Source organism: Flavobacterium sp. UGB4466 (assembly GCF_903469665.1).
GTDB lineage: Bacteria > Bacteroidota > Bacteroidia > Flavobacteriales > Flavobacteriaceae > Flavobacterium > Flavobacterium lipolyticum.
This window is the reverse complement of the sequence record NZ_CAGKLC010000075.1, coordinates 1-25109: the sequence shown is the minus strand read 5'-3', so window position 1 is coordinate 25109 and position 25109 is coordinate 1. Positions and strand designations below refer to the sequence as shown.

The following is a 25109-nucleotide window of genomic DNA, read 5'->3' as shown; positions in this document are numbered from 1 at the left end:
GGATAAAAATAATAAATGCATATTTTTCACTTACAGCTACTGGGAAACTGAAGAAGATTTAGAAAATTACAGACAATCTGAACTCTTTAATACGGTTTGGAGTTTTACAAAGCAATTGTTTAATGCCAAACCCGAAGCCTGGAGTGTGGATAAGCTGGTGAGTCTGAACTAAATAAAAAATAGTTTCAGGTTTCAAGTTTCAGGTTCCATACTGGATTTGAAAATTGGAACTGTTTAACCGCAAAGAACGCAAAGATCGTGCTTAAAAGCTTTGGCAAAACACAAAGTTCGCAAAGGAAAGCGACTTAAAACAAATCTAATTATGAAATATTTTTTCTTATTACTTTTAATATTTTCTTTTAACGCTTATTCGCAAAATAAACGCCTACTTCTAGGAAAAGAATATGCACAAAAAGAGTTAGAAATAACATTATCCGAAGAAACACGAGAAAACTATGTTGATAATGAAAGGATACTTTTGAAAGACAAAAATACTGCAGTTAAAATCGCAGAATCAGTTTTATTTAGTATTTATGGAAAACAAAATATAATTGAAAAAAGACCTTATGAAATATACTTTTTAGATAAATACTACTGGTTTATCACTGGAACTTTGCCTAAAAATTCTAAAGGAGGTGCTTTTTTAATTATAATTGATGCTCGAAATTCAAAAATTTTAAGAATCTCACACGAAAAATAATTAAGATATTTCAAGCACCAAAAACAAACCAACGATTAAACAAATAAACGAATAAACGTTATACATGAAATCAATCATTTTAAGAGAAATAAAATCCTTTTTTGGTTCTCCTATAGGCTATTTAGTCATTGCCATTTTCTTAATTAGCAACGGACTATTTTTATGGGTATTTGAAGGCGACTACAACATTTTAAATACGGGTTATGCTGATTTAACGCCATTCTTCACCCTGGCTCCGTGGATTCTGATTTTTCTGATTCCGGCCGTTACCATGAGAAGTTTTTCTGATGAAAAAAAACAAGGGACACTGGAATTATTATTAACCAAGCCTTTATCGATCTGGGAAATTGTAAACGGAAAATTTCTGGGCTCTTTCTTATTAATCGTTTTGGCCATCGTTCCAACACTTATTTACGTGAAAGTCATTTCAAGTTTAGGTGCTCCCGAAGGAAATATTGACATGGGAAGTACTATCGGTTCTTATTTTGGACTATTATTTTTAATTGCTGCTTATTCGGCAATCGGAATCTTTACTTCTACCCTGTCCGAAAATCAGATCGTTGCTTTTATCATAGCTGTTTTTCTGTGTTTTCTTCTTTATTTTGGTTTTGAAGGACTCGCATCACTGATTCCCGGATCTTCTGCTATTGTTTCAGTATTTGGAATGCAGGACCATTTTAAAAGTATGAGCCGCGGTGTAATCGATACTCGTGATGTGATTTATTTTTTAAGCATCACCGCATTGTTCCTCTCGTTTACTGTTTATCAATTAAAATCTTTTAAAGCGTAATGAAGTTATCTACTCAACATAATGTTAAGACATTAGGCATCACCGTTTTTGTTTTAATCGCTTTAAATGTATTGGGAAGCTTATTCTTTCACCGATTCGATTTAACCAAAGACAAACGTTATACTTTATCTGAAACTTCTTTACAAATCGTAAAACAGGTAAAGAATCCGCTATCGATTAAAATTTATATGCAGGGCGAACTTCCGGCAGACTTCAGACGTCTTCAGCAAGAGACGCGTCAGTTATTGGAAGAATTTCAAGCCTACAACAGTAATATTGTTTTTGAATTCGTTAATCCTCTGGAAAACGAAGACGAAAGCATGGACGTTATTAAATCGCTGTATCAAAAAGGTCTTACCCCTATAAACATTACGGTTGACGATAAAGGAAAACAATCGCAGGCTATGGTTTTTCCGTGGGCTGTTGCAGTTTACAATAACAAAGAAGTCAATATCCCATTGTTGAAAAACATCATGGGAGCTTCAACAACGCAAAAAGTAATCGGATCGATTCAGCATTTAGAATATTCGATTGCAGATGCGATCAATAAAATTAGTAAAGACAGACAAAAAAAGGTAGCCATCATAAAAGGAAATGGAGAACTGAACGAAATTCACATTGCCAAAATGCTCCAGCAAATTCGCGAAAGCTATTATATCGGTCCGTTTACATTAGATTCTGTGAGACAAAACCCAACAGGAACTTTAGCGGCCTTAAAAAAGTATGACTTAGCCATTATCTCAAAGCCAACCGAAACTTTCACGGATGAGGAAAAACAGGTTTTAGACCAATTCATCATGAATGGAGGCAAAACTTTATGGTTAATTGATCAGGTTGCCGCTGATATGGACAGCTTGTACAACCAGGCGGGAGCGACTCTGGCTTATCCCAGAGATCTGAATCTTAACGATATGTTTTTTAAATACGGAATCCGAATCAATCCTGATCTGATCAAGGACGAACAAGGAAGTCCGCTTAAACTGGCTACAGGCGAACAAGGAAGCGCTACACAATACCAGGATTTTATATGGAAGTATGCTCCTCTGGTGCAGCCAGGCAGTCAACATCCGATCGTTAAAAATCTGGGGGGAATCAAATTTGATTTCGCCAGTCCGATTGATACATTAAAAAACGGAATCAAAAAAACAGTTTTACTACAATCGTCTCCTTATTCAAAAGCAATCGGAACTCCGGCTCCTATTACTTTAAATAGTGTTACCGAAAAAACGACTTCGCAGGATTATGCAAACAAAGGAAACATTTCGCTTTCGGTTTTATTAGAAGGATCCTTCCACTCCGCTTTTGAAAATCGTGTTTTACCTTTCAAAGAAGACTCGTTTTTAGCAAAAGGAAAACCAAACAAAATGATCGTAATAGCCGATGGTGATCTGGCCAGAAATCAACTCGACAAAAATATGATGCCGGTTGAATTAGGCTACGATCAGCGTACCGGAAATCTGTATGACAACAAAGATTTTATGATGAACTGTATTAATTATTTACTGGATGATACAGGACTTATTAACATTAGAAGTAAAGATGTCAGTCTGCCATTATTAGACAAAGAGAAAGTTTATGAAAATTATACGCTCACGCAATTCATAACTATCGGACTTCCAATTCTAATTTTATTGATTTTCGGACTGGCATTTACCTACATCCGAAAAAGAAAATACAGTAACTAGATGTTAATAAAAAAAATGCACAAATTAAGATTGTTTACGATATATTTGTAAAACCTATCTTAGTTGAGAAAAGACTAAAGAAAAGAGCAAAAAAATAAAACAATAGAGATGAAATTTATAGTATCGAGTTCGTACTTATTAAAACAATTACAAGTTTTAGGTAGTGTAATTAACAGTAACAATACGTTGCCCATTTTAGACAACTTTTTATTTGAACTAAACAACAGCGAACTGACCGTTTCGGCTTCAGATCTTGAAACTACCATGTCTGCTACGTTGTCAATCGATTCTACAAGTAAAGGAAGTGTTGCTGTACCGGCTAAACTTTTGCTTGAAATTTTAAAAACGTTCCCGGAGCAGCCTTTGACTTTTACTGTTGAAGAAAACAATACCGTTGAAATTAGTTCAAACTCAGGAAAATATGCTTTAGCATACGCTGCAGGAGAAGAATTTCCAAAATCGGTAAGTCTTGAAGAGCCATCTGTAACGCTAGTTCCTGCTGATGTTTTGGCAACTGCTGTAAGTAAAACTATTTTCGCAGCCGGAAATGATGATTTACGTCCGGTAATGTCTGGAGTTTTCTTCCAATTCTCACCAGAAGGATTAACTTTCGTAGCAACAGATGCTCATAAGTTAGTAAAATATGCCCGTACAGATGTAAAAGCATCTCAGGTAGCCGATTTTATCATGCCTAAAAAACCTTTGAATATTTTAAAAAGTATCTTAGGAACTTCTGATGCTGAAGTAAAAATTGAATACAACGATTCAAATGCGACTTTCTCATTTGACAATTATATTTTAACCTGTCGTTTGATTGACGGAAAATACCCTAACTATGAAGCGGTAATTCCAAAAGAAAATCCAAACAAATTAATGATTGACCGTTCTTTGTTTTTAAGCTCGGTGAAACGTGTGGCCATTTTCTCTAACAAAACGACACATCAAATTCGATTAAAAATTGCCGGAGCTGAATTAAACGTTTCTGCAGAAGACATCGATTACTCTAACAAAGCAGAGGAAAGACTAACTTGTGATTATCAGGGAGATGATCTTCAAATTGGTTTCAACTCACGTTTTTTAACTGAAATGCTGACTAACTTACAATCCGATATGATTATGTTAGAAATGTCATTACCTAACAGAGCAGGTATCCTAACTCCGGTAGACGGTTTAGAAGAAGGAGAAACGGTTACGATGTTAGTAATGCCAGTAATGTTAAATAGTTAACATCAAAACTTCTTTTTGTTACAGAGATCTTTTTTAGTTTCAAATTAAAGACATATCATTGTAAAAAAAATACAACATCGCTATTAACCAACCATTTTTTATACCTAGAAACCGCAATTCCCAAAAAGAGTTGCGGTTTTTTATTTTTGAGATTTTTCGTTTCAGGTTTCAGGTTACAAGTTGAAATATAATTATGGTTTGAGCTGATTTTACCGCAAAGAACGCAAAGTTTTTTTTTGATTTAATTTATACTCACAAATACAAAGAGCGCAAAGCTTCGTGAGCTTGGCGTAATCCTTTAGCGAACTTTGCGGTTAAATTCGTAATAAACCAAAGCCTGAAATCTGAAACATTTTTTTAACTTTACAAAATGAAAATAGAAATTTGGTCGGACATCATGTGTCCGTTTTGTTATATCGGAAAAAGACAATTGGAAACAGCTTTAGCTGAATTTCCTAATGACGAGTTTGAAATTGAATGGAAAAGTTTCCAGCTTGATCCTACTATTGAAGCACAAACAGATAAAGACGTTTACACCTTTCTTGCTGAACGAAAAGGAATCTCTGTTGAACAATCCATCGAAATGCACAAAGGTGTCGTAGAACACGCTAAAAGCGTTGGTTTAGACTATCATTTTGATAAAGCGATAGTTTCAAATTCATTGTCGGCACATCGCATTATTCAGTTGGCTAAGACCAAAAATCTTGCCGATGAAATGGAGGAAATTTTCTTTAGAGCTTATTTTACAGAAGGAAGAGACTTAAATGATCCCGAAACTTTGATTGAACTTGGTGTGAAAGCAGGTTTAAATGCGGATGAAGTCAAAGAAGCAGTTGAAAATGAAAAACTTTATATCAGTGATGTACACACTGATCTTATTCAGGCGCAGAATATGGGCATACAAGGAGTTCCGTTTTTTGTTTTTGATCGAAAATATGCGATCTCGGGAGCTCAGCCAGTTGAAGCTTTTGTAAATACAATCAAAGAAGTACAGAAATAAATTATAGATTATTAGATTATTAGATTATTGGATTGCTGGATTATTGGATTTTGAGTAAAAGTATAAACTCTGTATGTAATCTAAAGATCCAGAAATCGAATAATCTAATAATCTATCATATTACTCCCATTTTCTTCATTAGGAAAGTTGCACTCTTATTTTTACAAATTCCATTGCGCAGCTTGTAATCAAAATGGAGTTCATTGTCTTTAATTTCTACTTCAAAACACTGATTGGTTAAAACCTGAGGATATTCATTTGTTGTCAGACACACCTCGATATCGTGTGTAGCAATCGCACCAATTGCATTCTTAGCGATTACCTTTTTAACGACTTCGATTGTTCCGTTTCGTTTATCATCGGAGTTTGTCCCTCTCAAAATTTCATCTAATAAAACAAAAGCAGGGCGTTCTTCCAGAGCGTCCATAATTTGCTTCAAACGTTTAATTTCAGCAAAAAAGTACGATTCACTATCAGCTAACGAATCGGACAGTCGCATTGAAACCAAAACAGGAAGTGGATGTATGTTAGCATTTGAAGCACAAACTACTGAGCCAATTCCTCCGAGCACCATATTGATTCCTAAACTTCTTAAAAATGTGCTTTTACCCGACATATTAGAACCTGTTAAAATCATGAAAGATTCAGGATAAAAGTGAGTGTCATTCCCTACCCTTGTTACCGAATTTAACAAAGGATGACTCAAATTTGAAAATCCAATTTTATAGTCGGAATTGATTTCAGGAAACACAAAATCAGGATTATTATACGATAAGTTAGCTAAACTGTTCAGTGCTTCAAACTCGCCAACAATATTAATCCATTGCTCCAATTTTTCAGAATAGTTTTCTTTCCATTTCAAAAGCGCTTTTAAAACATGTAAATTGAATAAAAACATGCCGTTAAAAACCATTGCCGTTACAAAATTGTTGATCGTATCCATCCTGGAAAACAGTTCCGAAAGATCTTTTAAATGTTTACTCGCCGTTGCATTCTTAAAAATAAGCTCCTGCTGTAAATCAATCAATCTTTTTGACTGAAAAGTTTCTGTCTCAATTTTCTGAACCAGTAAACTATATTGCTTAATAATTTTATCCACATTATCAGCCTTCGCAATCTCTGACTGAATCCGCTTAAAAGAATTTCCCAAAACAATCATATTGGCAATAAAAACATAGGTCAGATACGATAATAAAATTGTTTTTGAAGTAACAAAATAGGCTGCCAAGAAGCCAAAAAACAAGACTGGAAGAATAACAGATAGCGCAATTAAAACTTTAGGTAGTTTATTATTTTGAAATGATTTCCAATAAATTAAAGCATCATAAGAATTCTTTGTATCATAACTAATCATTGCCAAGGCCAAAAAATCCTGACGCCAATCCATTTTAGTTTTCAATTCCTCGATTGCTTCCTGATTTTCAAGAATAGTTTGATTACAAGACAAATTCAGTAATTGATTTGCCAGTGTTTTTTTTCCGATATAAGTAGCCGTTCTGTTTAGATTTTGAAATAACGAATGCTCTCCAAAAATATCCAGATCGTAAGCATACGGATGACTGAAATCATTGAATTCGATTCCGTTCTCAAAAGGGATTTTTTCTCTTTTCAAATAGGCAATTTCATTCTTATTTAGTTTTAGAATTGCCTTAGTGTGTTCTCTCTTAAAAGATAAATGCGAATGAATACGCATTAAAAAAAGAAAACCAACAAAAGATAGAAAAGCAAAAGCTACGTAAAGTATTTCATTCGTTTTTATGTAGTAAAACAATAAAAACAAACACAGAAATACGCTTAAAAGACGCAGTATACTGATGCTGTTGTATTTTTTGTTGATTTTATTAAAGAGTGCTGTATAGTATTCAACTTTATTGTGATAGGCTTCCATTCTTATAAATTAATGAAACACAAATATAGCTTTTACACTCACATTCCAGCACTAATTAGTCTTTGATTTTAGCTTTCATGCATAACCAAAACCGGTATCGAAACCTCCTTAGTTATTTTTTTACTGAAACTGGATTCGAAAATACTTTCAAAGAAAGATTTTTTGTGTGTAATAACAGTCAGAACGTCCACATCTTTATACAGTACAAAATCGAGAATAGTCTCTTTTACTTCATCACTTGGCAAGACCAAAAACTCTACATTTTCATGAGCAAATTCTTTATCCCATTCTTTAATTGTAGCATCAGAAACGTCTGTATTTGAAGCTCTAACGTATAGACTTTTTACTTTAGCATTTGTTTTCTTAGCTATTTCCAGTACTTTTCGAAGTTCAGCCTTGTCTTTTTCACGATAGCGGGTTGTAAAACCAATTGTTTTTATTTTTTTAAATTTTGCATCTGCGGGAATACACAAAACGGGTACTTTAACTTCCGAAATTACAGAACTTGTATTTGATCCGAGGAAAAATTTTGTCCAGTCTGAAACACCTGAAGTTCCCATTATGACAAAATCGATATGATCTTCTTCTACTGCATTTTTCAAATTAAAAATCAAATCACCGTCCATCAAACGATGTTTGATTACAATGTGATCTAATTTTCGTTCCGCGGCAATAGTTCTGAGCTTTGGAATCTCATCTTTAAACATTTCAAACTTTGCCAGTTCGATTGAGCTGTAAATCGAGGCGTAATTTTCGGGAAAAAACTGACTATCGTAAACCGGAATCTCAAAAGTGTGCAACAAAACTAATTCGGCGTTTACAATTTTGGCAAATTCTAAGGCATGGACAAAAGCATTTGTCGCCGCTTCAGAAAAATCTGTGGGAAATAGTATCTTTTTCATTTTACTTGAGATTAAAGGTTTGTTTCTCAAATTTAAACATTCTAAACACAAATCAAACTGATAATTATCAGTATTTTAACATTTAAAAAATTACTAAAATTGACATTTGAAAGACGGGAAGTCTCCTAATCAACTCTTCTTTGAGTTCGCAACTTTATGGCTTTTTTTATACCTTTGCAGCATGATAAATCAAGATTCTATAGTTGCATTGGCTACCCCATCCGGGGCTGGAGCTATTGCGATCATCCGTATTTCAGGTTCCGATGCTATTGTCATTGGGAATTCGGTTTTTAAATCCATAAAAAACAAAGACTTAACACTCCAGAAAACCCATACTTTGCATTTAGGCCATATTGTGGACGATTCGAAAACACTTGATGAAGTATTGGTTTCTGTTTTTAAAGGACCTAACTCTTATACAGGAGAAAATACGATTGAAATTTCATGTCATGGCTCGACGTATATCCAACAGCAAATTATTCAGTTATTGTTGCGAAAAGGATGTCGAATGGCTGATGCGGGGGAATTTACCCTTAGAGCTTTTTTAAATGGAAAACTTGATTTATCGCAGGCAGAAGCAGTTGCTGATTTGATTTCATCTGATAATGAAGCGTCTCACCAAATCGCTATGCAGCAAATGCGTGGTGGTTTCAGTAATGAAATAGCCAAACTTCGTGAAGAGCTACTAAACTTTGCCTCTTTAATTGAGCTGGAACTGGATTTCGCAGAAGAAGATGTAGAATTTGCCGACCGTACCCAATTTCATGAGTTACTGAATAGAATCGAATTTGTTCTAAAACGTCTGATTGATTCGTTTGCCGTTGGTAATGTAATCAAAAACGGAATTCCGGTTGCTATTGTAGGAGAACCCAATGTGGGTAAATCTACTCTGCTCAATGCCTTATTAAATGAAGAGCGCGCCATTGTTTCTGACATTGCGGGAACCACACGCGACACCATCGAAGATGAGTTAGTGATTGGCGGAATTGGTTTCAGATTTATTGATACGGCAGGAATCCGTGAGACTAAAGATGTGGTAGAAAGCATCGGAATTAAAAAAACCTTCGAAAAAATCGATCAGGCTCAGCTTGTGGTCTTTTTGTTTGATGGTTTCAGGTTCCAGGTTTCAGGTTCTGATTATATTGTAGAAATTGAAAAAGTTAAAAACAAATACCCACTTAAACCTATATTAGTAGTGGTTAACAAGGTTGATTTATTGAGTGAAAATGAAATCGGGAACATCAATCAAAAACTTGAAACTTTAAACTTAAAACTTCTAAAAATTTCAGCTAAAGAAAATATTGGAGTGGAAGAATTAAAAGAGCAATTGCTTTCTTATGTCAACACAGGAGCACTACGTAATAATGAAACTATCGTAACCAATACAAGGCATTACGATTCTCTACTTAAAGCCCTGGATGAAATTCAGAAAGTAAAATTTGGTCTGGAAACTAATCTTTCAAGCGATCTGATTGCACTTGACATACGTGAAGCCCTGTACCAGTTTGGTCTTATTACCGGTCAGGTTTCCAACGATGAATTGTTAGGGAATATATTTGCGAATTTCTGCATCGGAAAATAGAGAAACAAAATAACAAAAAACAAAAACAAACAAACGAGTTAAAGTATTGATAAACAATATTTTAACTCGTTTTTTATTTATCTTTTCTTTTGGTTGTTTAGCCATGTTTTGATTAAATTTGTACCCCATTTGTACCTCGAAAACCGAGGTACAAATTTTTTTTATTATTTGGCCAAATTATGGCACACAGAGACACACATAGGCACAGTGGGACACTTAAAGTCACAAATTCTATGAGTTCAAAAATCGAGATTACCAGAATCTGCGAATGCTGTAAAAATGAGTTTACAGCGCGCACAACAAAAACACTTTACTGCTCTCTCAAATGTAGCTCCAGGGCTTATAAATCAAGGACTAGACAATCTAAAATTGATCAGAGCAACAAGGAGACAGAAAAGGCTAAAAATCCAAATTTGGAGGTCATAAAGACCAAAGATTACATCGATGTTAAAATGGCCGGTAATTTGTTCGGTATTAGCAGAAGGACTATTTACAGGCTCATTGAGCGTGGCGAGCTTGATATTGCTAAGTTTGGAACCCGAACCGTTCTGCGAAGATGTGATCTGGATGCCTTTTTCTCTATTCCTTTTGAGGAATCAATGCTTCGGCCTGTTCAGGAGTTTCCAGGACTGGATAAATGTTATACCATAACTCAGATTCAGCAGAAATTCCGAATCTCACCAGCGGCTTTATATCTGCTTATTCAAAGACATGGAATAACTAAATACGCGGTTGGAAAGTTTAATTATGTCGCAAAAAAAGATATTGATATTATATTTAATGCCTCAGACAATGAAAAAGACTAATGTAACACTAAGAAAAAAAAATCTCGCTGACGGCAGAATTTCTCTTTATTTGGATTTTTACCCCCCAGTACTGAACACCGAAACAAACAGGTCTACACGACGTGAATTTTTAAAGTTGTATCTTTTTGAGAAACCTAAAAGTCAGATTCAAAAAATTTCAAATATAGAAAACCTGCATACGGCTGAACTCATCCAGATTCGTAGACAGAACGAACTTCGCAAAGATGATATATATTCCGATTTTGAAAAAGAACAGCTGGAGATCAAGAGAATCTCACAAGGCTCTTTTCTAAAGTATTTCAAGAAACTGGCAGATAAAAAAGAGGGAAACAACAAGTCGATCTGGTACAGTGCAATTTCACACTTTGAATCATTTACTGAAAATCAGGATATCTGCTTTAAAGATGTAACGGTACTATTAATAAATGATTACAGGGAATATCTCTTGAAAGCCAAAAGCAGAAGAGATACAGGTAAAACATTATCTCGAAATACAGCTCTTTCCTATCATAATAAACTAAAAACTACTCTTAAAAGGGCTTATAAAGAAGGAAAATTAAGAACCGACATTAACTCTGGAATAGATTCAATCAAAGAACAGGAATCCCAGCGAAACTTTTTAACCTTGAGCGAAGCTAAGAAGTTATTTAGTACACCTTGTTCAAACGCTATTGTTCATAAAATTTCTATATTTTCTACCTTGACAGGAATCAGGTACTCAGATATAGTAAAACTTACATGGTCTGAGGTACAATTTATAGAAGATGATGGATATTATATCAGATTTAAGCAAAAGAAAACTGAAGGGCTTCAGACTATGCCTATCTCCAATGAGGCATTTGAGATTCTCGGTGAAAGAACAAAAGAAAATGAAAAAGTATTTGCTGGTTTAAAAAAATGGGATGTAGATAGGGTGCTACCAGTCTGGGTGGCTCACTCCGGAATTACAAAACATATTACATTTCATTGTTTTAGGCATACCTACGCTACTCTTCAGATATTTTCTGGAACTGATATATTTACTGTTTCTAAAATGCTTGGCCATAAAAGCGTTAAAACAACTCAGATATATACCAAAATAATTGACGAGAAAAAAAGAGAAGCTTCTACGAGGATAAGTTTAAAATAAAACACCGTAAAACAAGAAAGACATTATCCAAAGTAATGTCTTTCTTGTTTATTTACATATATTTTTTGAATTAAATTTAGCTTCAGTTTCCAGTTGTATTTCAGCAATAGTTTTAATTCGACCTGATTTTATCCAATTTAATAATTCTCCACGATAAAAATAGAGGCGCTTACCCTGTTTATTGGCGGGAATCTCATTTCTACAGACTTTGGTATAAATAGTGGCTACTGATAACTTTAATAATTTTGCTGCCTCAGAAATAGTTAGCAAATCATCATCCGCAGCAACAGTATTTACTTTATTTTCTTGCAAAAGTTTTTCAATACTATTCATTTTCAAAAGTAGCTCTCCAATAATATTCAATAAATCTTCAAATCTATATGGTTTCATATTATTTATCTTTTAGTGTCATTATTTTCCTTTCTGTGCTTTCCTAGTCATCTTCCTTTCCTATATTATTTTATAGAAAAAAAGCCCATTAAGGGCCTTTTTTTCATATTAATCCATCACTCAAAAAAATAAATCTTACTCCCTTGTGTTTTCTTAAACGATCGTTCATATTTTACATAACCATAATTACTCAACTCCTGAATACATTTATGATAGGTGTAAGCTGATAAAATTTTTGCCAAAGGAGCTATTTCATACCTATAGACCTGTATAGGATTTACAAAACCTTTCTCAACTCTACATTGAAGCAAAGCGGCATAAAGTGCAATATGTGTTGTACTTATACGGAAATCTTTCTCAATTGCTAAAAAGAAATCTGACAAAGGTTTTAAAGTTTCCATCTAACTACTTATAAAGATTTAGCTTTACCTTTTCTTTGAGATCTTTTTTTTTCTACTTCAGCTACCTCATCTGAAACAGATTCCTTTGTCTGGCTAGAGTCCTTACTAGCAGATTTACCTTGAGTTTCTTTTTGTTTCTCCTCTTTGCTCTCACGATGATTAATCCTTTGTAAATTATTGTCATAAACATTAACCGTTTTAAATTGCGGGTTTGCCTCAATATATTGTTTACTTTCAACTCCTTTAACAACAAAAGTTACTGACTGAAGATTACCTTTTTTCAGTGAATTTAAAAGATCTTCTTTGTATTGGGGCGTTTCAAGTTCTTTTATAGAGTGCTTTGCTAAACTTGCTTCCAAATCATATCCGTAATTTTGATGGTAATGATTTATTTTAAAGCTTCCATTGCTCTCGGATTCCTTAAAGTCAATTTTTAGCCAGGAATTATACACTTCACCTTCCTTAGTTTTAAGATCTTTATTTACAGAACGACCTTCCATTAAATTATAAGCTTCTTTAAGGGTAATATTACTGCTGTTGTTATTAATATAAAAAGTCTGTTCTAATCCTTCTTTTGATTCTTCTTTTTTAAGATTCACATGATAAGAATTAAAAAAGTACAGATCACTTTGGTCAGATTTTTTAAAATTCAATTCAGCAGTCATTGCATCTTTTCCATAAACGCCTTCTTTTATAATCTTAAACTCTGTCTCTCCTTTTAGCATCTTTTCTTTCAGATCCTGATCGAACATTTCTCCAAATCCGGTATATTTCAACTGGTCTTTTAGGAATTCTAAATTTTTCTGATTCATGATAAATTATTTTTAAGTTATTATTCTTTTAAAAGCTGTTAAGAACATCAAGATCAATTAGGTCATTATTCTTGATGTCTATTTCTAATTGTCTGCCTCCATTGTTTTCAATAAGTTGAATTGTGAGGTATTTTTTCTCAGGGATAGTAAACTTTGATAAAGCATAGACTAAAGTCACTTCAGATTTATCTGGAATAACTATGGAGTTGGAAGTTGAAAAAAGTGGAAATATTTCTATTTCCTGCGAAGCAGTACGCTTAGATTTTCTCTGGTCCCGAATAAAAAAACGAAGCTGGTCTATATCGTAATTTATCTTTGAGGCATTACCCAAAACAAGTCTGAAGTAAAGAACATCCTGATGAATAAATATGCCGCTCACTCTAAGACTAATATCAAATCTTGAACTCTTTAAACCGTCGATTTTTTTCTTCTTAAATAAAGCAAGCTTTGAATACTGTTCAATTTTCTTTTGATTTTCATTATCGATCGAAAACAAAATATCATTATTTACAATTGCACTACTATCAGCTTTAATGTTTAAATCAGGGCATACTTCATCATAATTCAAAACAAAGACATATAGCCTGTTATCGGCTGTAACTACAGTAATATTGGTCTGTATAAAATTCTGCTTTGCAGCTTTCAGCAGTAAAATATTCTCTACTCCTTTTGCTTTTTGCATTAAAATATCCTCACTGCCCTTATCAATACTTTTTATCGCATAAGGAAACACTATACTTGTTGTTTTAGAATAAGCTATCTGTACGTTTTTAAACTGATCCCGATTGAAATCAACCTCTCGATTTATTAATTGTGCATAGCCTGACAATACCACTAAAAGCAGGCAAACCAAATTCATCCAATTATTATTTTTCATTTTTTCAAGATTTAATTATTTCAAATTCTTTTGTTTTTCATCGTAGAGCAAAACCTGATATCCAGCCTTTACTACAACTTTTATAAGTTTTATTTTTTTGCTCATCAGGCTTTTTGCAGCTTCAATTCCCATCTCTGCAGCCTGTGCGCCCCAGGAATCTGTAACTCCATTTAATCCTAAAGTTTGAAGAGAGCGATCTGCTGAAGTCTTAGCTACGTCCCTGTTTATTGCTCCTGGAATATAGATTCCGTCGATTCCATCCAAGTCGTAGACCGAGAGTTCAACAGGGAAAATTGAATTTCGATACTGTATATTATTGATTTTAACCTCCAGTCTTTCTCCTTTTAAAGATGCAATACCATAAAAAAAGGTGTTTTTTGGAATTAGTGTGCCTTGAAGAAATACATCGGTTTTCAATCTTAATTTAATAATTGACCCGTTAACAATTGTTTGTGTCTCATGGATTATTGCTTCGATAGAATTCTGCTCCTGTTCAGAATCTAAATTTTCATCAATTGAATAGAACAAGTTAGATTTTAAAAGATTTGAATGTTCTGTATTTTGCTGTAGAGAAGTAGTATTATCTACTTCTTTTTTACGATTAACACTAAAGACTTTTCCTTTTTTTATCTCTGAAGCTTGCTTTAACTTTTCCTGTACACGTGATGGATGCTGAATATCCAGAATGTTCTCCAGCATACCTCCGAGTTGTTTTAGTTCAGGATCAGGTTCCTGCGAAGCGCCCATTTGTGACATCATCTGCTCTAAGTTTTTTATAGCATCTGATTCGCCTTTTGATGATCCATAATTTTCAAACTCCCTCATATCCTGACCATAATTATCAGGAACAGCAGGCTTGCTGATCACTTTTTGAAGCGCTTTAAGTTTTTCATAAACTTTCTGTTCGTTTGCATCTTGATAGAAGGATGTATTAAATGGACTGCGTCCTTTTCCTGAGTCTTTATCCGTGAAATCATCTATTGATCCTTCTACTATTTTTTGATTTGAGTAATTAGGATCTTTTTTAATCTGCTCCAGCAATTTGATGGAATCTACTGCCGCCTGGTCATAGTAACTCATTTTATCAAGTGATGAATCTTCTTTAAATTTAGGAATGGGAAGATTAAAATTAAATCCCTTTTTGACTTCACTTTTAACCGTTTCTGCCTCCATTCTTCCACCACCTAATATGTAGAACAATAAGGTTATAAACGGAAGAGTAATAACAGGCAGAACTAAAAGCATTTTTCTCCTTTTAGATTCTTTGAGTGATATTATTTTTTGCTCCATGACATTACTTTTTAAAATTGATTGTTTTAATTTTTGAAACACTTGCCGGGTTTTTATTTATTTCAGAATTTTTCTTTAAGAACGCTGCATAAATGTTATAGAGAAAATACCCTCCCTCCAAAACAGTAAACAAAACCAGCAAATAAATAAGGACTCTTTTAGAAAGTTTGCCCGTCAAAGATTCCATTTTTTGCACCCACTTATCTTGTGCAGATAAGTAATACTTACTGTAAATAAATGGCTGCTCTCGCTTTTTAATTAATGATTTCATAACTGTCTATTTTCTATTTTCCACAGTCAAATCTTTGTTTTCGATGGTATTCCATCTCTCGATTAAAAAACCATGTGGATTGTTGTCGCTTCTAGATACATTACGAAGGCTTCCCTGGGTAATAAGACTTCTTTCTAAAATACTGGTAGTTCTTATTATGCTTTGTTTGGCATAGCATTGAAAGCGGTACGGATATTCTTTGATATCTATAGTTACACTGTCAATATGGATTGTCTGGCTTATATTTCCCGAAATGATTCCAGAATAGAAACCATTCTCTTTTAGATCATCATAGATTCGCTTTGCACTGTCATCAGCCAGATACAGAGCTTTTGTAACATTGGTTTTAATTACTTTATCATCCGGATCAAGTGTAAAGAAAAATTTATGAAATGTTTTTACATGATCCTTTGCTTCCACAGGTACATTATCCCTTCGGTCTGATGCGTATGCTTCCAGTGCTTTCCCGTTGGCAAGAATATAAACCTTATCCTGCATCAGGGCGACAGACTCAAAGCTTTTATAAAGCGTATAACAGCATATAATAATACATCCCGTAATTACCAGCATTGTAAATGCTCTCACATATCGAAATGCAGTATCTATATTTTTCATTTTAGTAAACATCTCCTCTTTTTTTTAAGTTTAACCGGAATTTCCTTTAAGCTTATCTTTCATGTAATTTCCTTTCTCTTTGAAATACGGAGTATTACCAGCTGATGAAGACATGCTTTGTGACATTTGACCTGCAACATTTCCCATTGAGTCCATTACCATACCAGCGCCTTGCGAGGTTTTTGTAATAACTGAATTAGTAGTGCCGCTAAGTATACCTGTAACTTTCTGCCCTAAGGCTCCGCCTCCACCCGCATGAACGATGTAATTAGCTACTGATGGAACAGTAAAATATCCGATGATCCCAATAATCATAAAAATGAGATATGCCATATCGGTCCTGCTGAAGAAAGTATCTCCCGTTGATTCCACCTGCGATAAATCCAGCTTCAACATAAGCTCCTGAATTTTACCTATGATGCTTCCAAAGATATTTGCAACCGGCAACCATAAATAAATATTGATATATCTTGCCAACCAAACGGTAAGTGTATGCTGAAATCCATCAAAAACCGCTATGCCAAATACAAGAGGACCAAGTATTGAGAGTACTACCAATTGAAAAGTCCTAAGTGTGTCAATACACAGGGCGGCTGCCTCGAACAATACTCTCAGTACTTCACTCATCCATTCTTTGACAGAATTTCTAAAATTATAAGATGCCTTTTCCATGGCAAACTTTATGTCGTTTCCTATACCTGCAAGCATGCTCTCATCAGAAGGGTCTTCATCATGAGTGTATTTGTACCATTTGTCCCTATCTCCCGTTCCCGTTGCACCAACATACATTTTCCATGGATCGGTTTCTTTTATAGCCTTTTCTTTTTCCTTTAAGAGAACCGCAACAGCATTATTTGATCCTGTCACCATCGCCGCTGTGGCTGTAACGGTGGGTTTCATTACCCCATTAATAAGTCCCAATACCAAGGGAAAGATCATAATACAGAATCCGATAACAAAAGGCCTGAAAAGCGGATAAAAGTCAATAGGCTCTGCATTTGCAATGTGGCGCCAGACTCGGGAAGCTATATACCAAATCGTCCCAAAACCGGCTGCACCCTGTCCCACTGCTAAAAGATTACTGCACAATGGCATCATCTCATCATAAAGCTGATCTAAAACTAAGTGCATACTCTGCATATTATCACCGATTCCCTGGGCACTGACAGCAATGGGCATTATCATAACGCCAATAAATAAAAGAGCTGTTTTAAAAAATTTATACATGTTCATCTTTTTAATTTTTTAAATCCAGAAGTTCTTTGGAAGCATATACATCTTTCTTTTCCTTTGCTCTCTGCAATACCAGTATGCTTGATGATTTATTAAAATCTCTCAAAAACAAAAGCTTATCTTGCATCTCCATATAAATATTATCAATTGCCTGAAGCCTCTCATCGTCAGACATTCTTAGCTTATCGGCTGTAATTACCATAGTGAGTTCATCAAGGTTTCTTAAGCTCTGGTTCAAAAGGTTTCCATAAATTTTCTCAAAATAATTGATCTCCTGTTGGCTGAAACTTTCACTTTTTAAAAACCTGTTTAATCCTTTTTTGCTTTCTCTTACTAACAGTATTTGATAGTTTACGATATCTCCTACCCTTTTGTAATTTTTGACCGTTGGGCTTACCTGCATAAGGGCATCTAAGAATACTTTATGAAGATTAAAGTTGCCTTCGGACATATTTTTAACTGTTTTGTAACCTCCCGAAAGTAGTTGATATCCCTTTTTCATATCGCTTAGAATCTTTTTGAACTGCGAGAGTTTTTCAATGTTTAAGATCAATTGCTGGATTTCTGCCGACTGTGCATTCACTCTGATTGGGATAAATCCAAAAGAGACCATAAATACTAAAATAAATATCCTTTTCATGGCGTTAATTTTTTAATCCGTAAATACTTTGTGTAGATTCTGCATCTTTTTGTTCATAAGATTTTGACAATGACAATAACTTTGCTTCATTGCTAAAAGACAAACAGAATTCGTAATTATCAACCATTGTTTTATACAGCTCATCAATACGCTCTATCCTTTGGTCATCTTTAAGTTCGAGTTCTGAATCAGTAGTAAGGACCAAAAGCTCGTCTAAAGTATGATTGCAGCTTTCGAGTAGTTTTATAAAGGAACGCTCAATATAATCGAGCTCGTTTCCCTGAAATAAATCATCAGTCTTAAGTTTAGTATAAGTACTTTTATATATTTTCATTATCTTAAACTGCAAGGAAATAATCTCTGCTGTTTTATAATAGTATCTTACCCTCGGATTAATCTTCAATAATGATGTAAAATAATCCCCATGAAGATTAACTTCTCCCTTCTTTACATCACCAATGAAATTCAAACCTTTCGAAACAGCTGAATAGCCTTTTTTAGCATAATCTATATAAATCTGAAGTGCGGCGATCTGCAACAATAATTCCTTTCTCTGCTTGGCCTGTGCGTGAATTCCTTGATTTAAAAGAAACCCGGCAAAGAACAATACGATTACTTTTTTCATGATATTTTCTTTTATTACGGAATTCCGTAAAATTGTTTAACCTGACTTACTTCTGCTTCAGTTTTAGCTCTTTGAACACTAAGTATTACATTCTGCTGATTGAAAAGTATCAAATCGTCATAATTGGAATCGATTCGATCAGCAGCATTATTTATAATCTCCAATCTTTTTAAATCACTCATCTGCGTTGAAAAAGAAGCCAGGATTAAAAAGATCTGGTCGATATTCTTCACACTCTCTTCGAGAATCCCAGAATAAACGCGTTCCATATACTGAATTTCATTTTCCTTAAAATGAGAATCCCGCTTAAACAGGTTCCAGGCTCGTTCGTATTCCTCAACCAGTCTAGTCTGCTTCTTTGTAATGTCTTTTATCCTTTGATAATAAATTATAATAGATTTTACTTTTGCCAATTCTTGATAATAGTCCTGATATAGGTCTTTTTGTTTCTTGGTCCAATCCGAAATTTCATCCAGCTTTAATTTTGAGAGTACGTTTTCAACTTTTTTCTGGGCATTTTGAAGCCAGATTGTCTTATTCTGAAGTTTTTGAATTTTTAGGTCAATTGCTTTAATAACTTTCTTGGTAACTGCTTTGACGATCTCTAGTATAGGCAGTACTGCTTTATTATTAACTGGTCTTGCAGGATTTCCGATAAGCAGAAGACAGACCACGCAGATAATTAATTTTGCTTTCATTTTTCTCTTTCATTTAATTTCCATTTCTCATATCCTGAGCCATTGCAGCTATGCCTTTTTTGATGTCTCCATCAAACTTTTTAGCATACGCATTCATTTTTATCTTTTCGCTTTCCTCAGTAGTATAAGCCAGATATTCTTCCAGAGAAACTTCTGTTCTATAAACCTTTGATAGCATACCGCCCAGAGAAATAAATACTTCTTTATACTTTTTATTGGGATCATTGGCTTTATTAACCGAAAGTACAAGTGCTTTTTCTTTCTCAGTAAGTCCCAGAAGTTCCTGAATCTGATCAAATTTATTTTGATATTTGCTCTGATCTAGCAGAATCTTACAATCACTGTTATTGATAATCGCCTGTTTTACTACTGGAGAAGAAATAATATCTTCCACTTCTTGTGTAACCACAATGGCCTCTCCAAAGAACTTCCTAACTGTTTTAAATAAATACTTAATATATTCGGCCATTCCTTCCCTAGCAATTGCCTTCCATGCTTCTTCAATAAGGATCATCTTGCGCACACCTTTTAGTTTTCGCATTTTACTTATAAATACTTCCATAATAATGATAGTCACAACGGGAAATAAAATAGGATGATCTTTGATATTGTCCAGTTCAAATACTATAAAACGTTCTTTCAAAAGTTCCAGATTCTCGGTAGCATTAAGCAGATAATCAAATTCACCTCCTTTGTAATACGGACGAAGCACATAGAGGAAATTGTTGACATCAAAATCTTTTTCTTTTACTTTATCCCCTTCCAAAATCGTTACAAAATCATCTTTCAAAAACTCATAAAAACTATTAAAACAGGGAAAAATACTGGAATTAATATCCAGCTTTTCATAATACAGTTGTAGCGCATTTGAAAGTGCTACATACTCGCTCCGGTTAAAGGTTTCGTCGTCTTTTTTCCAGAGTGCTAAAAGCAGTGTTTTAATACTTTCCTTTTTCTCAGTATCAAGATTATCACCTTCAGAAATGTAGAAAGGATTAAAACGGATGGGATTCTTTTCATCATAAGTAAAATAATAGCCCCCGACCATATCACAAAGTCCTTTATAACTGTGTCCCACATCCACAAGAACAACATGTGTACCCTGTTCATAATAGCTCCTCACCATATGATTAGTAAAAAAAGATTTCCCACTTCCCGAAGGCCCAAGTATAAACTTGTTCCTATTGGTACATATTCCCATTTTTACAGGTTCATCGCTGATATCCACATGAACAGGTCTGCCAGTTAGCCGGTCTCCAAGTCTGATACCCGTTGGACTTAAAGAAGACTTGTAAGCTGTTTCCATGTTTAGAAAACATACTGCCTGCTCTGTAAAAGTGTCAAAAGTATCATTCATAGGAAAATCTGCTTCATTTCCCGGCATTCCAGCCCAATAAATTTGTGGAGCTCCAACCGTTTCTTGTTTGGCTGCTGAATCCATCTGAGCGAGTGCTGATGATACCTTGTTTTTAATATCCTTCAATTCTTCTTTGTCAGTGCTCCAAGCCAGCACATTAAAATGAGCCTTTACGGGAAGTCTTTGTTGTGACACCGCTTCATTCAGGAAGTCATTGGTTGCATCTCTGGCAATCATATTCTCCCTGCTGTAAGCCGACAACGACTGAAGTCTTAATCTTTTACTCTCTAGCTTTTGGATGGTTTTCTGTGCATTTTCAATAAAAATGTACTGGTTGTAAATATGATTACATGACAAGAGCTGCCCTAAAGTTGATGCAAATCCGATACTGAATTTAGTTTTATCAGTTGAATAACGATCAAAATTGATTCTAGATCCACATAGCCCGGGAAGATCAGCTGCGTCACCAAGAGTAAAAAGCTGGCAATGTTTATCACCTATCGCAAGACCTTCTTCAAATTTAATATCTCTAAAAACAAATGAATCTTCACGTTCTGACAAAAAACAGTACCGCTCAACAAGGCCAATTTTTCTGTTTTCACTCTTGAGTGAATTGTCTTTCAAACGCGTAAGTTTAACAAAACCGCTGTCATCCAGTATTCTCTTAAACTGTCCGGTGCAGTCAATAAAGTCCTGCAACATCTGTGTATTCAGAGTTTCCTCCGGTACCAGTTTATTTCTTATAAGACTAGAAAATAAAGAACTTGAGTTCTTCCTTCCTTGCGGCTTTTTGGTTAGCATGATATAACAGGAATGCTCCAGAAAAGGTCTTTCATTAAAAAAACGTTCACTGCTTCTTGTCAAAAAACTACTGTCATCACTTGTGAAATCAGCTTTATATTTCTTTTCTAAAAACCAATCCTGCTTGTGAAAAACACAAAACTTTGGTAGCACCTTTAATGCTTTAATCCATGACTGATGAAATACCTCATATTCCTGATCCGATAAGGTAAAAATCTCAGGCAATTCTGCTTCAAATACTACTGTTATATCTCCCTCTCTTGATAAAATGCAGTCATGTTCAACCGCCATGATCGGCAATACATCTTCCATCCTCTTCTCCATCCTTTCTCCATTTTGGCTTTTAACGGCTTACAACTATATCTTAATAAAAGTTCCTCTGCTGTATACCTTGACACATTTTGGGATCTGTTTTCTAGCCAGTGCTTTCATCATGCCGTATTCACCATATTTATTACTCATCCTATATATTTTGTATACCAGAAATCCACCGGAAGATCCAATAAATGCAACACATAAAAGTGATGGAAGGCCAATGATATAAAGTATGGCGAAAAGTATCAACAGTGCCACAACACCTCCTCCCAAATACCAGATATACTGAGCTTTTAGCCCCTTAAATTCTATACTCTGATTGATCCCTTTGTTGATTTGATAAACACTATTACTCATAAACATATTGATTACTATACCCCGAAGAATGATTTGATTACGGTAGCCACTACCACTAGAAAGACACAACTTCCAAACCATGCCGCTGCAACTTTTCCGGTATCGGGATCACCTGCATTCCATTTCTGATAAACCTTCACTGCTCCTATCAAGCCAAGTATTGCGCCTACAGCATACATTAACTCAGTACCTGCATCAAAATAGCTTCTCACTTTTTGATTTGCTTCATTAATGCCGGCTACACCATCCTGAGCGTAAATTTTTGTTTCATACACCAACAACAAAACAAGTATGCAGTAAGACAATACTTTTTCCTCATCTAATTCCTTTAATTTCCATCCACATTTTTTCATAACCACCATTTTTAAAGTTTTCAATACAATTATTTAAAAAGCAGAGGAATATCACTGTTGCAGCTCTTTTTCCTTGTCACATAAAGCCATACCGCGCCAGAGAGAACAGGAATTAATCCTCCGCTGAATTTTAGAAAACAGTTCCTTCCCATAAACTGTCAGCTTCACTTAAAGTCAAAAGCAGATTTGGGTATTTTGAAGATTCAGATACCATCAGTTTATTGATATTTTCTCGAAGTGAAGAAATCTTTACATGAGGATATTCATCGAGGACCATTCTTAGATAGTTTTGAAATTGCTCTTTTGACAAATTCTTTTCATTACTTTCTTTTAGTGCTTGAAGTATTCTAGGTGATAATTCTTCAGCATCTTCCAAAGTGCCGAATGATTCAGAAAAAGACGAAGACAAAGATTTTTGATCTCCAGTATCTTCCAGTCTGTTTTTAGTTGCGTTTTTAAACGTGGTAAATTTGAGTTTCTTTTCTCCCGAAAAGATCCTAAAAAGATCTTTGTAATAAAACTTTAGTAGTATTATAAAATACCAGATCAGCACCACCACCCCTAAAGCAGTTAGGTAACAGCCCCATGAAATATTTGTAAACATAGCATCATCATTTATTGTTCAACATTCATTTCTTTACTATGTAAATCGCTATCAAATTGTTTGACATGATTTATATTATGAGTCAAAGGAACAACTACAATACTGCCTCTACAAGTACAACTTTTTGTTGTACCTCAATGTACCCTGTTGTACCCCTCGTCTTAATAGATGAATAAAATAAAAATCCATATTAGAAGGCAAAAATTCTTCTAACATGGATTCTTTTAAAAATGTGATAAAAAAGCGTATAGCTACTTTTTCATAGCTTTTATAAGTTTATTAGTTCGCCTCTCGTCTCTGGCATTTTGCAAAGATACAACAGCCCAGATTGCAGCAGGCAACCAGCCAATTAATGTTATTTGCAAAATAAGGCAGATTATAGCAGTAAATATTTTTCCTCGAAAGAGAAAAGAAAGCCAGGGAAGTAATATTGCAATTAGTATCATAATTTATACTTTTTGATGATGATTTTGATTAAGTGATTGTTTATTAATAGACATTATTTCAATGTATTCGTTACGCAATCATAACTGTTTTCTTTTCAAGTTTAATATTATAAGCGGTCAGGCTATTAATATGACTTAATCTTTTCTATAATTTTTTTTAAACTCTCAATAGCAATTTCTTTGTCCTTGTCTTCTGCATTATATGATTTACTTCTTACCGACTGATAAGAAAGATCTTTTTTAAAAGGTGTAGAAAGAAAAGGTACAATAGTTTTAAAAACCATACTCATTGATTTTGCTTTCAAAATTCTTGACTCATCTCCAGCTCTGAGAATGAGTGCCATTTGATCTGTCGAAAGCTTGCATAAAACTTTATTAGAAGAAGAATCTACAACTGATGATTCATATATCTTCTTTTCAATAACTGGAAACGGTTTGTTTAAATAGTTGGCAAATCTTAATTCTATAAAAGTGACTAACTCTTTCAAACAAGAAATTAAAGTAGCTGCAACCTCTTTTAAATTTTCTTTATATTGGTCACTGTTGGTATTTATTTCTTCGATTCTATCTAAAAGAAATAACAATGACAAATAATAATTTCCAACTAAAATTTTAATCTGTTTCTCCTTTGTAAGTGAAAATACCTGCACTATAAATTTCGACTGAATTAAGGATGTTTGTTCGGTCGCTTTTTTAATGATCGCTTCTAATTGAATTGGAGTAATCATCGTAAGGTCTGTTTTACCGGGATTAAGGGTTGAAGTCACCGTTAAATCCATCCATTCTAAAAGATAGGTTTGAGTCATTTTCTTTACTTTTATTTAGCAAATATTGCAATCGTCTTGCAATTGAGAGTACTCTAAATCAATACTTATAGAACATTCTTAACCCGGTCAAAACATAAATTATAAGTTATTTAATGAAAATTTAATTGTGAACGATACTGGGAAGGTGACTGGGAAGTATGCCTTTTAAAAAAATTACTAAAAGAGGAAGAATCTGTAAATTGTAATTCTTCCGCAATAGATAAAATGGTTAAATGATCATCGTGAAGCAAAATTTTTGCTTCAAGAACAATAGCTTCTTCAATAAATCGCTTTGCCGTTTTTTCGGTAACTTGTTTAACAGTTTTACTAAGATGATCTGTAGTGACCGCTAAAGTATTTGCATAGTATTTTACACTATGTTGTTCCCTACAGTTTATTTCTAAAATTTTAAAAAATTGTATAACCAGCATTTCTTTTTTTGAATGCTGTCGAGGTTTATGCCAGTATGATTTGTGATAAATCCTTGCTAATTCATATAATAACAGATT

27 protein-coding genes and 1 pseudogene are annotated in these 25109 nt (G+C 34.2%); 9 read left to right on the top strand and 19 right to left on the bottom strand.

Annotated elements, in window-relative coordinates; all coding sequences use genetic code 11:
• The 6 genes and pseudogenes from JO950_RS16270 to JO950_RS16245 form a co-directional block, all read left to right on the top strand.
• Nucleotides 1-172, top strand: a pseudogene (locus JO950_RS16270) (antibiotic biosynthesis monooxygenase); the annotation flags it as partial.
• A gap of 150 nt (nucleotides 173-322) precedes the next feature.
• Nucleotides 323-700, top strand: coding sequence for a YbbC/YhhH family protein (locus JO950_RS16265; RefSeq protein ID WP_202703584.1), 378 nt, complete (start codon nucleotides 323-325; stop codon nucleotides 698-700).
• Between the two features lie 64 nt (nucleotides 701-764).
• Entirely contained in the window at nucleotides 765-1490 is a 726-nt protein-coding gene (gene gldF / locus JO950_RS16260; protein WP_202703583.1) for a gliding motility-associated ABC transporter permease subunit GldF, read from the top strand.
• A complete protein-coding gene (gene gldG / locus JO950_RS16255; protein ID WP_202703582.1) occupies nucleotides 1490-3175 on the top strand; it encodes a gliding motility-associated ABC transporter substrate-binding protein GldG in 1686 nt (561 codons plus the stop codon). Before gldF ends, gldG begins: the two co-directional genes overlap by 1 nt.
• Nucleotides 3176-3283: 108 nt before the next feature.
• Nucleotides 3284-4402: a DNA polymerase III subunit beta gene (gene dnaN / locus JO950_RS16250; protein WP_026109975.1), complete on the top strand. Its 1119-nt coding sequence runs from the start codon at nucleotides 3284-3286 to the stop codon at nucleotides 4400-4402.
• Between the two features lie 370 nt (nucleotides 4403-4772).
• Entirely contained in the window at nucleotides 4773-5402 is a 630-nt protein-coding gene (locus tag JO950_RS16245; RefSeq protein ID WP_202703581.1) for a DsbA family protein, read from the top strand.
• A 115-nt stretch (nucleotides 5403-5517) separates the two neighbouring features.
• Here the strand turns inward: JO950_RS16245 and JO950_RS16240 are convergent, their stop codons facing one another.
• Both JO950_RS16240 and JO950_RS16235 read right to left on the bottom strand, forming a co-directional pair.
• Nucleotides 5518-7290, bottom strand: coding sequence for a DNA mismatch repair protein (locus tag JO950_RS16240; protein ID WP_202703580.1), 1773 nt, complete (start codon nucleotides 7288-7290; stop codon nucleotides 5518-5520).
• 68 nt (nucleotides 7291-7358) lie between these two features.
• Nucleotides 7359-8192, bottom strand: a complete 834-nt coding sequence (locus tag JO950_RS16235; protein WP_070905704.1) for a universal stress protein — start codon at nucleotides 8190-8192, stop codon at nucleotides 7359-7361.
• A 181-nt stretch (nucleotides 8193-8373) separates the two neighbouring features.
• On the opposite strand from JO950_RS16235, the gene mnmE reads away from it, so the two are divergent.
• The 3 genes from mnmE to JO950_RS16220 all read left to right on the top strand — a co-directional run bounded on the left by mnmE (nucleotide 8374) and on the right by JO950_RS16220 (nucleotide 11709).
• Nucleotides 8374-9774 (top strand): tRNA uridine-5-carboxymethylaminomethyl(34) synthesis GTPase MnmE, encoded by a 1401-nt coding sequence (gene mnmE / locus JO950_RS16230; RefSeq protein WP_202703579.1) that lies wholly within the window; start codon nucleotides 8374-8376, stop codon nucleotides 9772-9774.
• 413 nt (nucleotides 9775-10187) lie between these two features.
• Nucleotides 10188-10580, top strand: a complete 393-nt coding sequence (locus JO950_RS16225; RefSeq protein WP_237732371.1) for a helix-turn-helix domain-containing protein — start codon at nucleotides 10188-10190, stop codon at nucleotides 10578-10580.
• On the top strand, nucleotides 10567-11709 hold the full coding sequence (locus tag JO950_RS16220) for a site-specific integrase (protein WP_202703578.1): 1143 nt from the start codon (nucleotides 10567-10569) through the stop codon (nucleotides 11707-11709). The genes JO950_RS16225 and JO950_RS16220 overlap by 14 nt, the downstream gene beginning before the upstream one ends.
• A 48-nt stretch (nucleotides 11710-11757) precedes the next feature.
• Here JO950_RS16220 and JO950_RS16215 read toward each other — a convergent pair whose 3' ends face one another.
• The 17 genes from JO950_RS16215 to JO950_RS16135 all read right to left on the bottom strand — a co-directional run.
• Complete coding sequence (locus JO950_RS16215) at nucleotides 11758-12099, bottom strand: helix-turn-helix domain-containing protein (RefSeq protein ID WP_237732370.1); 342 nt, start codon at nucleotides 12097-12099, stop codon at nucleotides 11758-11760.
• A 116-nt stretch (nucleotides 12100-12215) separates the two neighbouring features.
• Nucleotides 12216-12500, bottom strand: coding sequence for a hypothetical protein (locus JO950_RS16210; RefSeq protein WP_202703577.1), 285 nt, complete (start codon nucleotides 12498-12500; stop codon nucleotides 12216-12218).
• An 8-nt stretch (nucleotides 12501-12508) separates the two neighbouring features.
• Nucleotides 12509-13312 carry a hypothetical protein gene (locus JO950_RS16205; protein ID WP_202703576.1) on the bottom strand — a complete coding sequence of 268 codons (804 nt, stop codon included), beginning with the start codon at nucleotides 13310-13312 and terminating at the stop codon, nucleotides 12509-12511.
• Nucleotides 13313-13340: 28 nt separating this feature from the next.
• Nucleotides 13341-14189 carry a conjugative transposon protein TraN gene (gene traN, locus JO950_RS16200; RefSeq protein WP_202703575.1) on the bottom strand — a complete coding sequence of 283 codons (849 nt, stop codon included), beginning with the start codon at nucleotides 14187-14189 and terminating at the stop codon, nucleotides 13341-13343.
• A 15-nt stretch (nucleotides 14190-14204) separates the two neighbouring features.
• A complete protein-coding gene (gene traM / locus JO950_RS16195) occupies nucleotides 14205-15479 on the bottom strand; it encodes a conjugative transposon protein TraM (protein ID WP_202703574.1) in 1275 nt (424 codons plus the stop codon).
• Nucleotides 15480-15756: 277 nt separating this feature from the next.
• Nucleotides 15757-16365, bottom strand: coding sequence for a conjugative transposon protein TraK (gene traK, locus JO950_RS16190; RefSeq protein ID WP_237732369.1), 609 nt, complete (start codon nucleotides 16363-16365; stop codon nucleotides 15757-15759).
• 30 nt (nucleotides 16366-16395) lie between these two features.
• Complete coding sequence (gene traJ / locus JO950_RS16185) at nucleotides 16396-17496, bottom strand: conjugative transposon protein TraJ (protein WP_305038659.1); 1101 nt, start codon at nucleotides 17494-17496, stop codon at nucleotides 16396-16398.
• Between the two features lie 106 nt (nucleotides 17497-17602).
• Nucleotides 17603-18238, bottom strand: a complete 636-nt coding sequence (locus JO950_RS16180; protein ID WP_237732368.1) for a TerB family tellurite resistance protein — start codon at nucleotides 18236-18238, stop codon at nucleotides 17603-17605.
• Between the two features lie 4 nt (nucleotides 18239-18242).
• Entirely contained in the window at nucleotides 18243-18863 is a 621-nt protein-coding gene (locus JO950_RS16175) for a hypothetical protein (RefSeq protein WP_202703572.1), read from the bottom strand.
• Between the two features lie 14 nt (nucleotides 18864-18877).
• Nucleotides 18878-19561, bottom strand: a complete 684-nt coding sequence (locus tag JO950_RS16170) for a conjugal transfer protein TraI (RefSeq protein WP_202703571.1) — start codon at nucleotides 19559-19561, stop codon at nucleotides 18878-18880.
• A 13-nt stretch (nucleotides 19562-19574) separates the two neighbouring features.
• Nucleotides 19575-22043, bottom strand: coding sequence for a TraG family conjugative transposon ATPase (locus JO950_RS16165; protein ID WP_202703570.1), 2469 nt, complete (start codon nucleotides 22041-22043; stop codon nucleotides 19575-19577).
• A gap of 33 nt (nucleotides 22044-22076) precedes the next feature.
• On the bottom strand, nucleotides 22077-22391 hold the full coding sequence (locus tag JO950_RS16160; RefSeq protein WP_202703569.1) for a DUF4133 domain-containing protein: 315 nt from the start codon (nucleotides 22389-22391) through the stop codon (nucleotides 22077-22079).
• A 14-nt stretch (nucleotides 22392-22405) separates the two neighbouring features.
• Entirely contained in the window at nucleotides 22406-22744 is a 339-nt protein-coding gene (locus JO950_RS16155) for a DUF4134 domain-containing protein (protein ID WP_202703568.1), read from the bottom strand.
• Nucleotides 22745-22874: 130 nt separating this feature from the next.
• Nucleotides 22875-23348, bottom strand: coding sequence for a hypothetical protein (locus tag JO950_RS16150; RefSeq protein ID WP_202703567.1), 474 nt, complete (start codon nucleotides 23346-23348; stop codon nucleotides 22875-22877).
• 251 nt (nucleotides 23349-23599) lie between these two features.
• On the bottom strand, nucleotides 23600-23794 hold the full coding sequence (locus JO950_RS16145; RefSeq protein ID WP_202703566.1) for a YqaE/Pmp3 family membrane protein: 195 nt from the start codon (nucleotides 23792-23794) through the stop codon (nucleotides 23600-23602).
• Nucleotides 23795-23919: 125 nt separating this feature from the next.
• Complete coding sequence (locus JO950_RS16140; protein WP_202703565.1) at nucleotides 23920-24600, bottom strand: hypothetical protein; 681 nt, start codon at nucleotides 24598-24600, stop codon at nucleotides 23920-23922.
• Nucleotides 24601-24710: 110 nt separating this feature from the next.
• The coding region (locus JO950_RS16135; RefSeq protein WP_237732367.1) for an AraC family transcriptional regulator at nucleotides 24711-25109 on the bottom strand (399 nt) is incomplete at its 5' end.

What these genes read in the sequence shown, in the direction of transcription:
- traN (WP_202703575.1), bottom strand. Translation starts at nt 14,189, where the DNA reads ATGAAAAATAATAATTGGATGAATTTGGTTTGCCTGCTTTTAGTGGTA.
- JO950_RS16140 (WP_202703565.1), bottom strand. Translation starts at nt 24,600, where the DNA reads ATGACTCAAACCTATCTTTTAGAATGGATGGATTTAACGGTGACTTCA.
- JO950_RS16165 (WP_202703570.1), bottom strand. Translation starts at nt 22,043, where the DNA reads ATGGAGAAGAGGATGGAAGATGTATTGCCGATCATGGCGGTTGAACAT.
- JO950_RS16240 (WP_202703580.1), bottom strand. Translation starts at nt 7,290, where the DNA reads ATGGAAGCCTATCACAATAAAGTTGAATACTATACAGCACTCTTTAAT.
- JO950_RS16180 (WP_237732368.1), bottom strand. Translation starts at nt 18,238, where the DNA reads ATGAAAAGGATATTTATTTTAGTATTTATGGTCTCTTTTGGATTTATC.
- JO950_RS16235 (WP_070905704.1), bottom strand. Translation starts at nt 8,192, where the DNA reads ATGAAAAAGATACTATTTCCCACAGATTTTTCTGAAGCGGCGACAAAT.
- traJ (WP_305038659.1), bottom strand. Translation starts at nt 17,496, where the DNA reads ATGCACTTAGTTTTAGATCAGCTTTATGATGAGATGATGCCATTGTGC.
- JO950_RS16205 (WP_202703576.1), bottom strand. Translation starts at nt 13,312, where the DNA reads ATGAATCAGAAAAATTTAGAATTCCTAAAAGACCAGTTGAAATATACC.
- JO950_RS16210 (WP_202703577.1), bottom strand. Translation starts at nt 12,500, where the DNA reads ATGGAAACTTTAAAACCTTTGTCAGATTTCTTTTTAGCAATTGAGAAA.
- JO950_RS16160 (WP_202703569.1), bottom strand. Translation starts at nt 22,391, where the DNA reads ATGAGTAATAGTGTTTATCAAATCAACAAAGGGATCAATCAGAGTATA.
- JO950_RS16245 (WP_202703581.1), top strand. Translation starts at nt 4,773, where the DNA reads ATGAAAATAGAAATTTGGTCGGACATCATGTGTCCGTTTTGTTATATC.
- JO950_RS16155 (WP_202703568.1), bottom strand. Translation starts at nt 22,744, where the DNA reads ATGAAAAAATGTGGATGGAAATTAAAGGAATTAGATGAGGAAAAAGTA.
- JO950_RS16215 (WP_237732370.1), bottom strand. Translation starts at nt 12,099, where the DNA reads ATGAAACCATATAGATTTGAAGATTTATTGAATATTATTGGAGAGCTA.
- JO950_RS16150 (WP_202703567.1), bottom strand. Translation starts at nt 23,348, where the DNA reads ATGTTTACAAATATTTCATGGGGCTGTTACCTAACTGCTTTAGGGGTG.
- gldG (WP_202703582.1), top strand. Translation starts at nt 1,490, where the DNA reads ATGAAGTTATCTACTCAACATAATGTTAAGACATTAGGCATCACCGTT.
- JO950_RS16175 (WP_202703572.1), bottom strand. Translation starts at nt 18,863, where the DNA reads ATGAAAAAAGTAATCGTATTGTTCTTTGCCGGGTTTCTTTTAAATCAA.
- traK (WP_237732369.1), bottom strand. Translation starts at nt 16,365, where the DNA reads ATGAAAAATATAGATACTGCATTTCGATATGTGAGAGCATTTACAATG.
- JO950_RS16170 (WP_202703571.1), bottom strand. Translation starts at nt 19,561, where the DNA reads ATGAAAGCAAAATTAATTATCTGCGTGGTCTGTCTTCTGCTTATCGGA.
- mnmE (WP_202703579.1), top strand. Translation starts at nt 8,374, where the DNA reads ATGATAAATCAAGATTCTATAGTTGCATTGGCTACCCCATCCGGGGCT.
- gldF (WP_202703583.1), top strand. Translation starts at nt 765, where the DNA reads ATGAAATCAATCATTTTAAGAGAAATAAAATCCTTTTTTGGTTCTCCT.
- traM (WP_202703574.1), bottom strand. Translation starts at nt 15,479, where the DNA reads ATGGAGCAAAAAATAATATCACTCAAAGAATCTAAAAGGAGAAAAATG.
- JO950_RS16220 (WP_202703578.1), top strand. Translation starts at nt 10,567, where the DNA reads ATGAAAAAGACTAATGTAACACTAAGAAAAAAAAATCTCGCTGACGGC.
- JO950_RS16145 (WP_202703566.1), bottom strand. Translation starts at nt 23,794, where the DNA reads ATGATACTAATTGCAATATTACTTCCCTGGCTTTCTTTTCTCTTTCGA.
- JO950_RS16265 (WP_202703584.1), top strand. Translation starts at nt 323, where the DNA reads ATGAAATATTTTTTCTTATTACTTTTAATATTTTCTTTTAACGCTTAT.
- dnaN (WP_026109975.1), top strand. Translation starts at nt 3,284, where the DNA reads ATGAAATTTATAGTATCGAGTTCGTACTTATTAAAACAATTACAAGTT.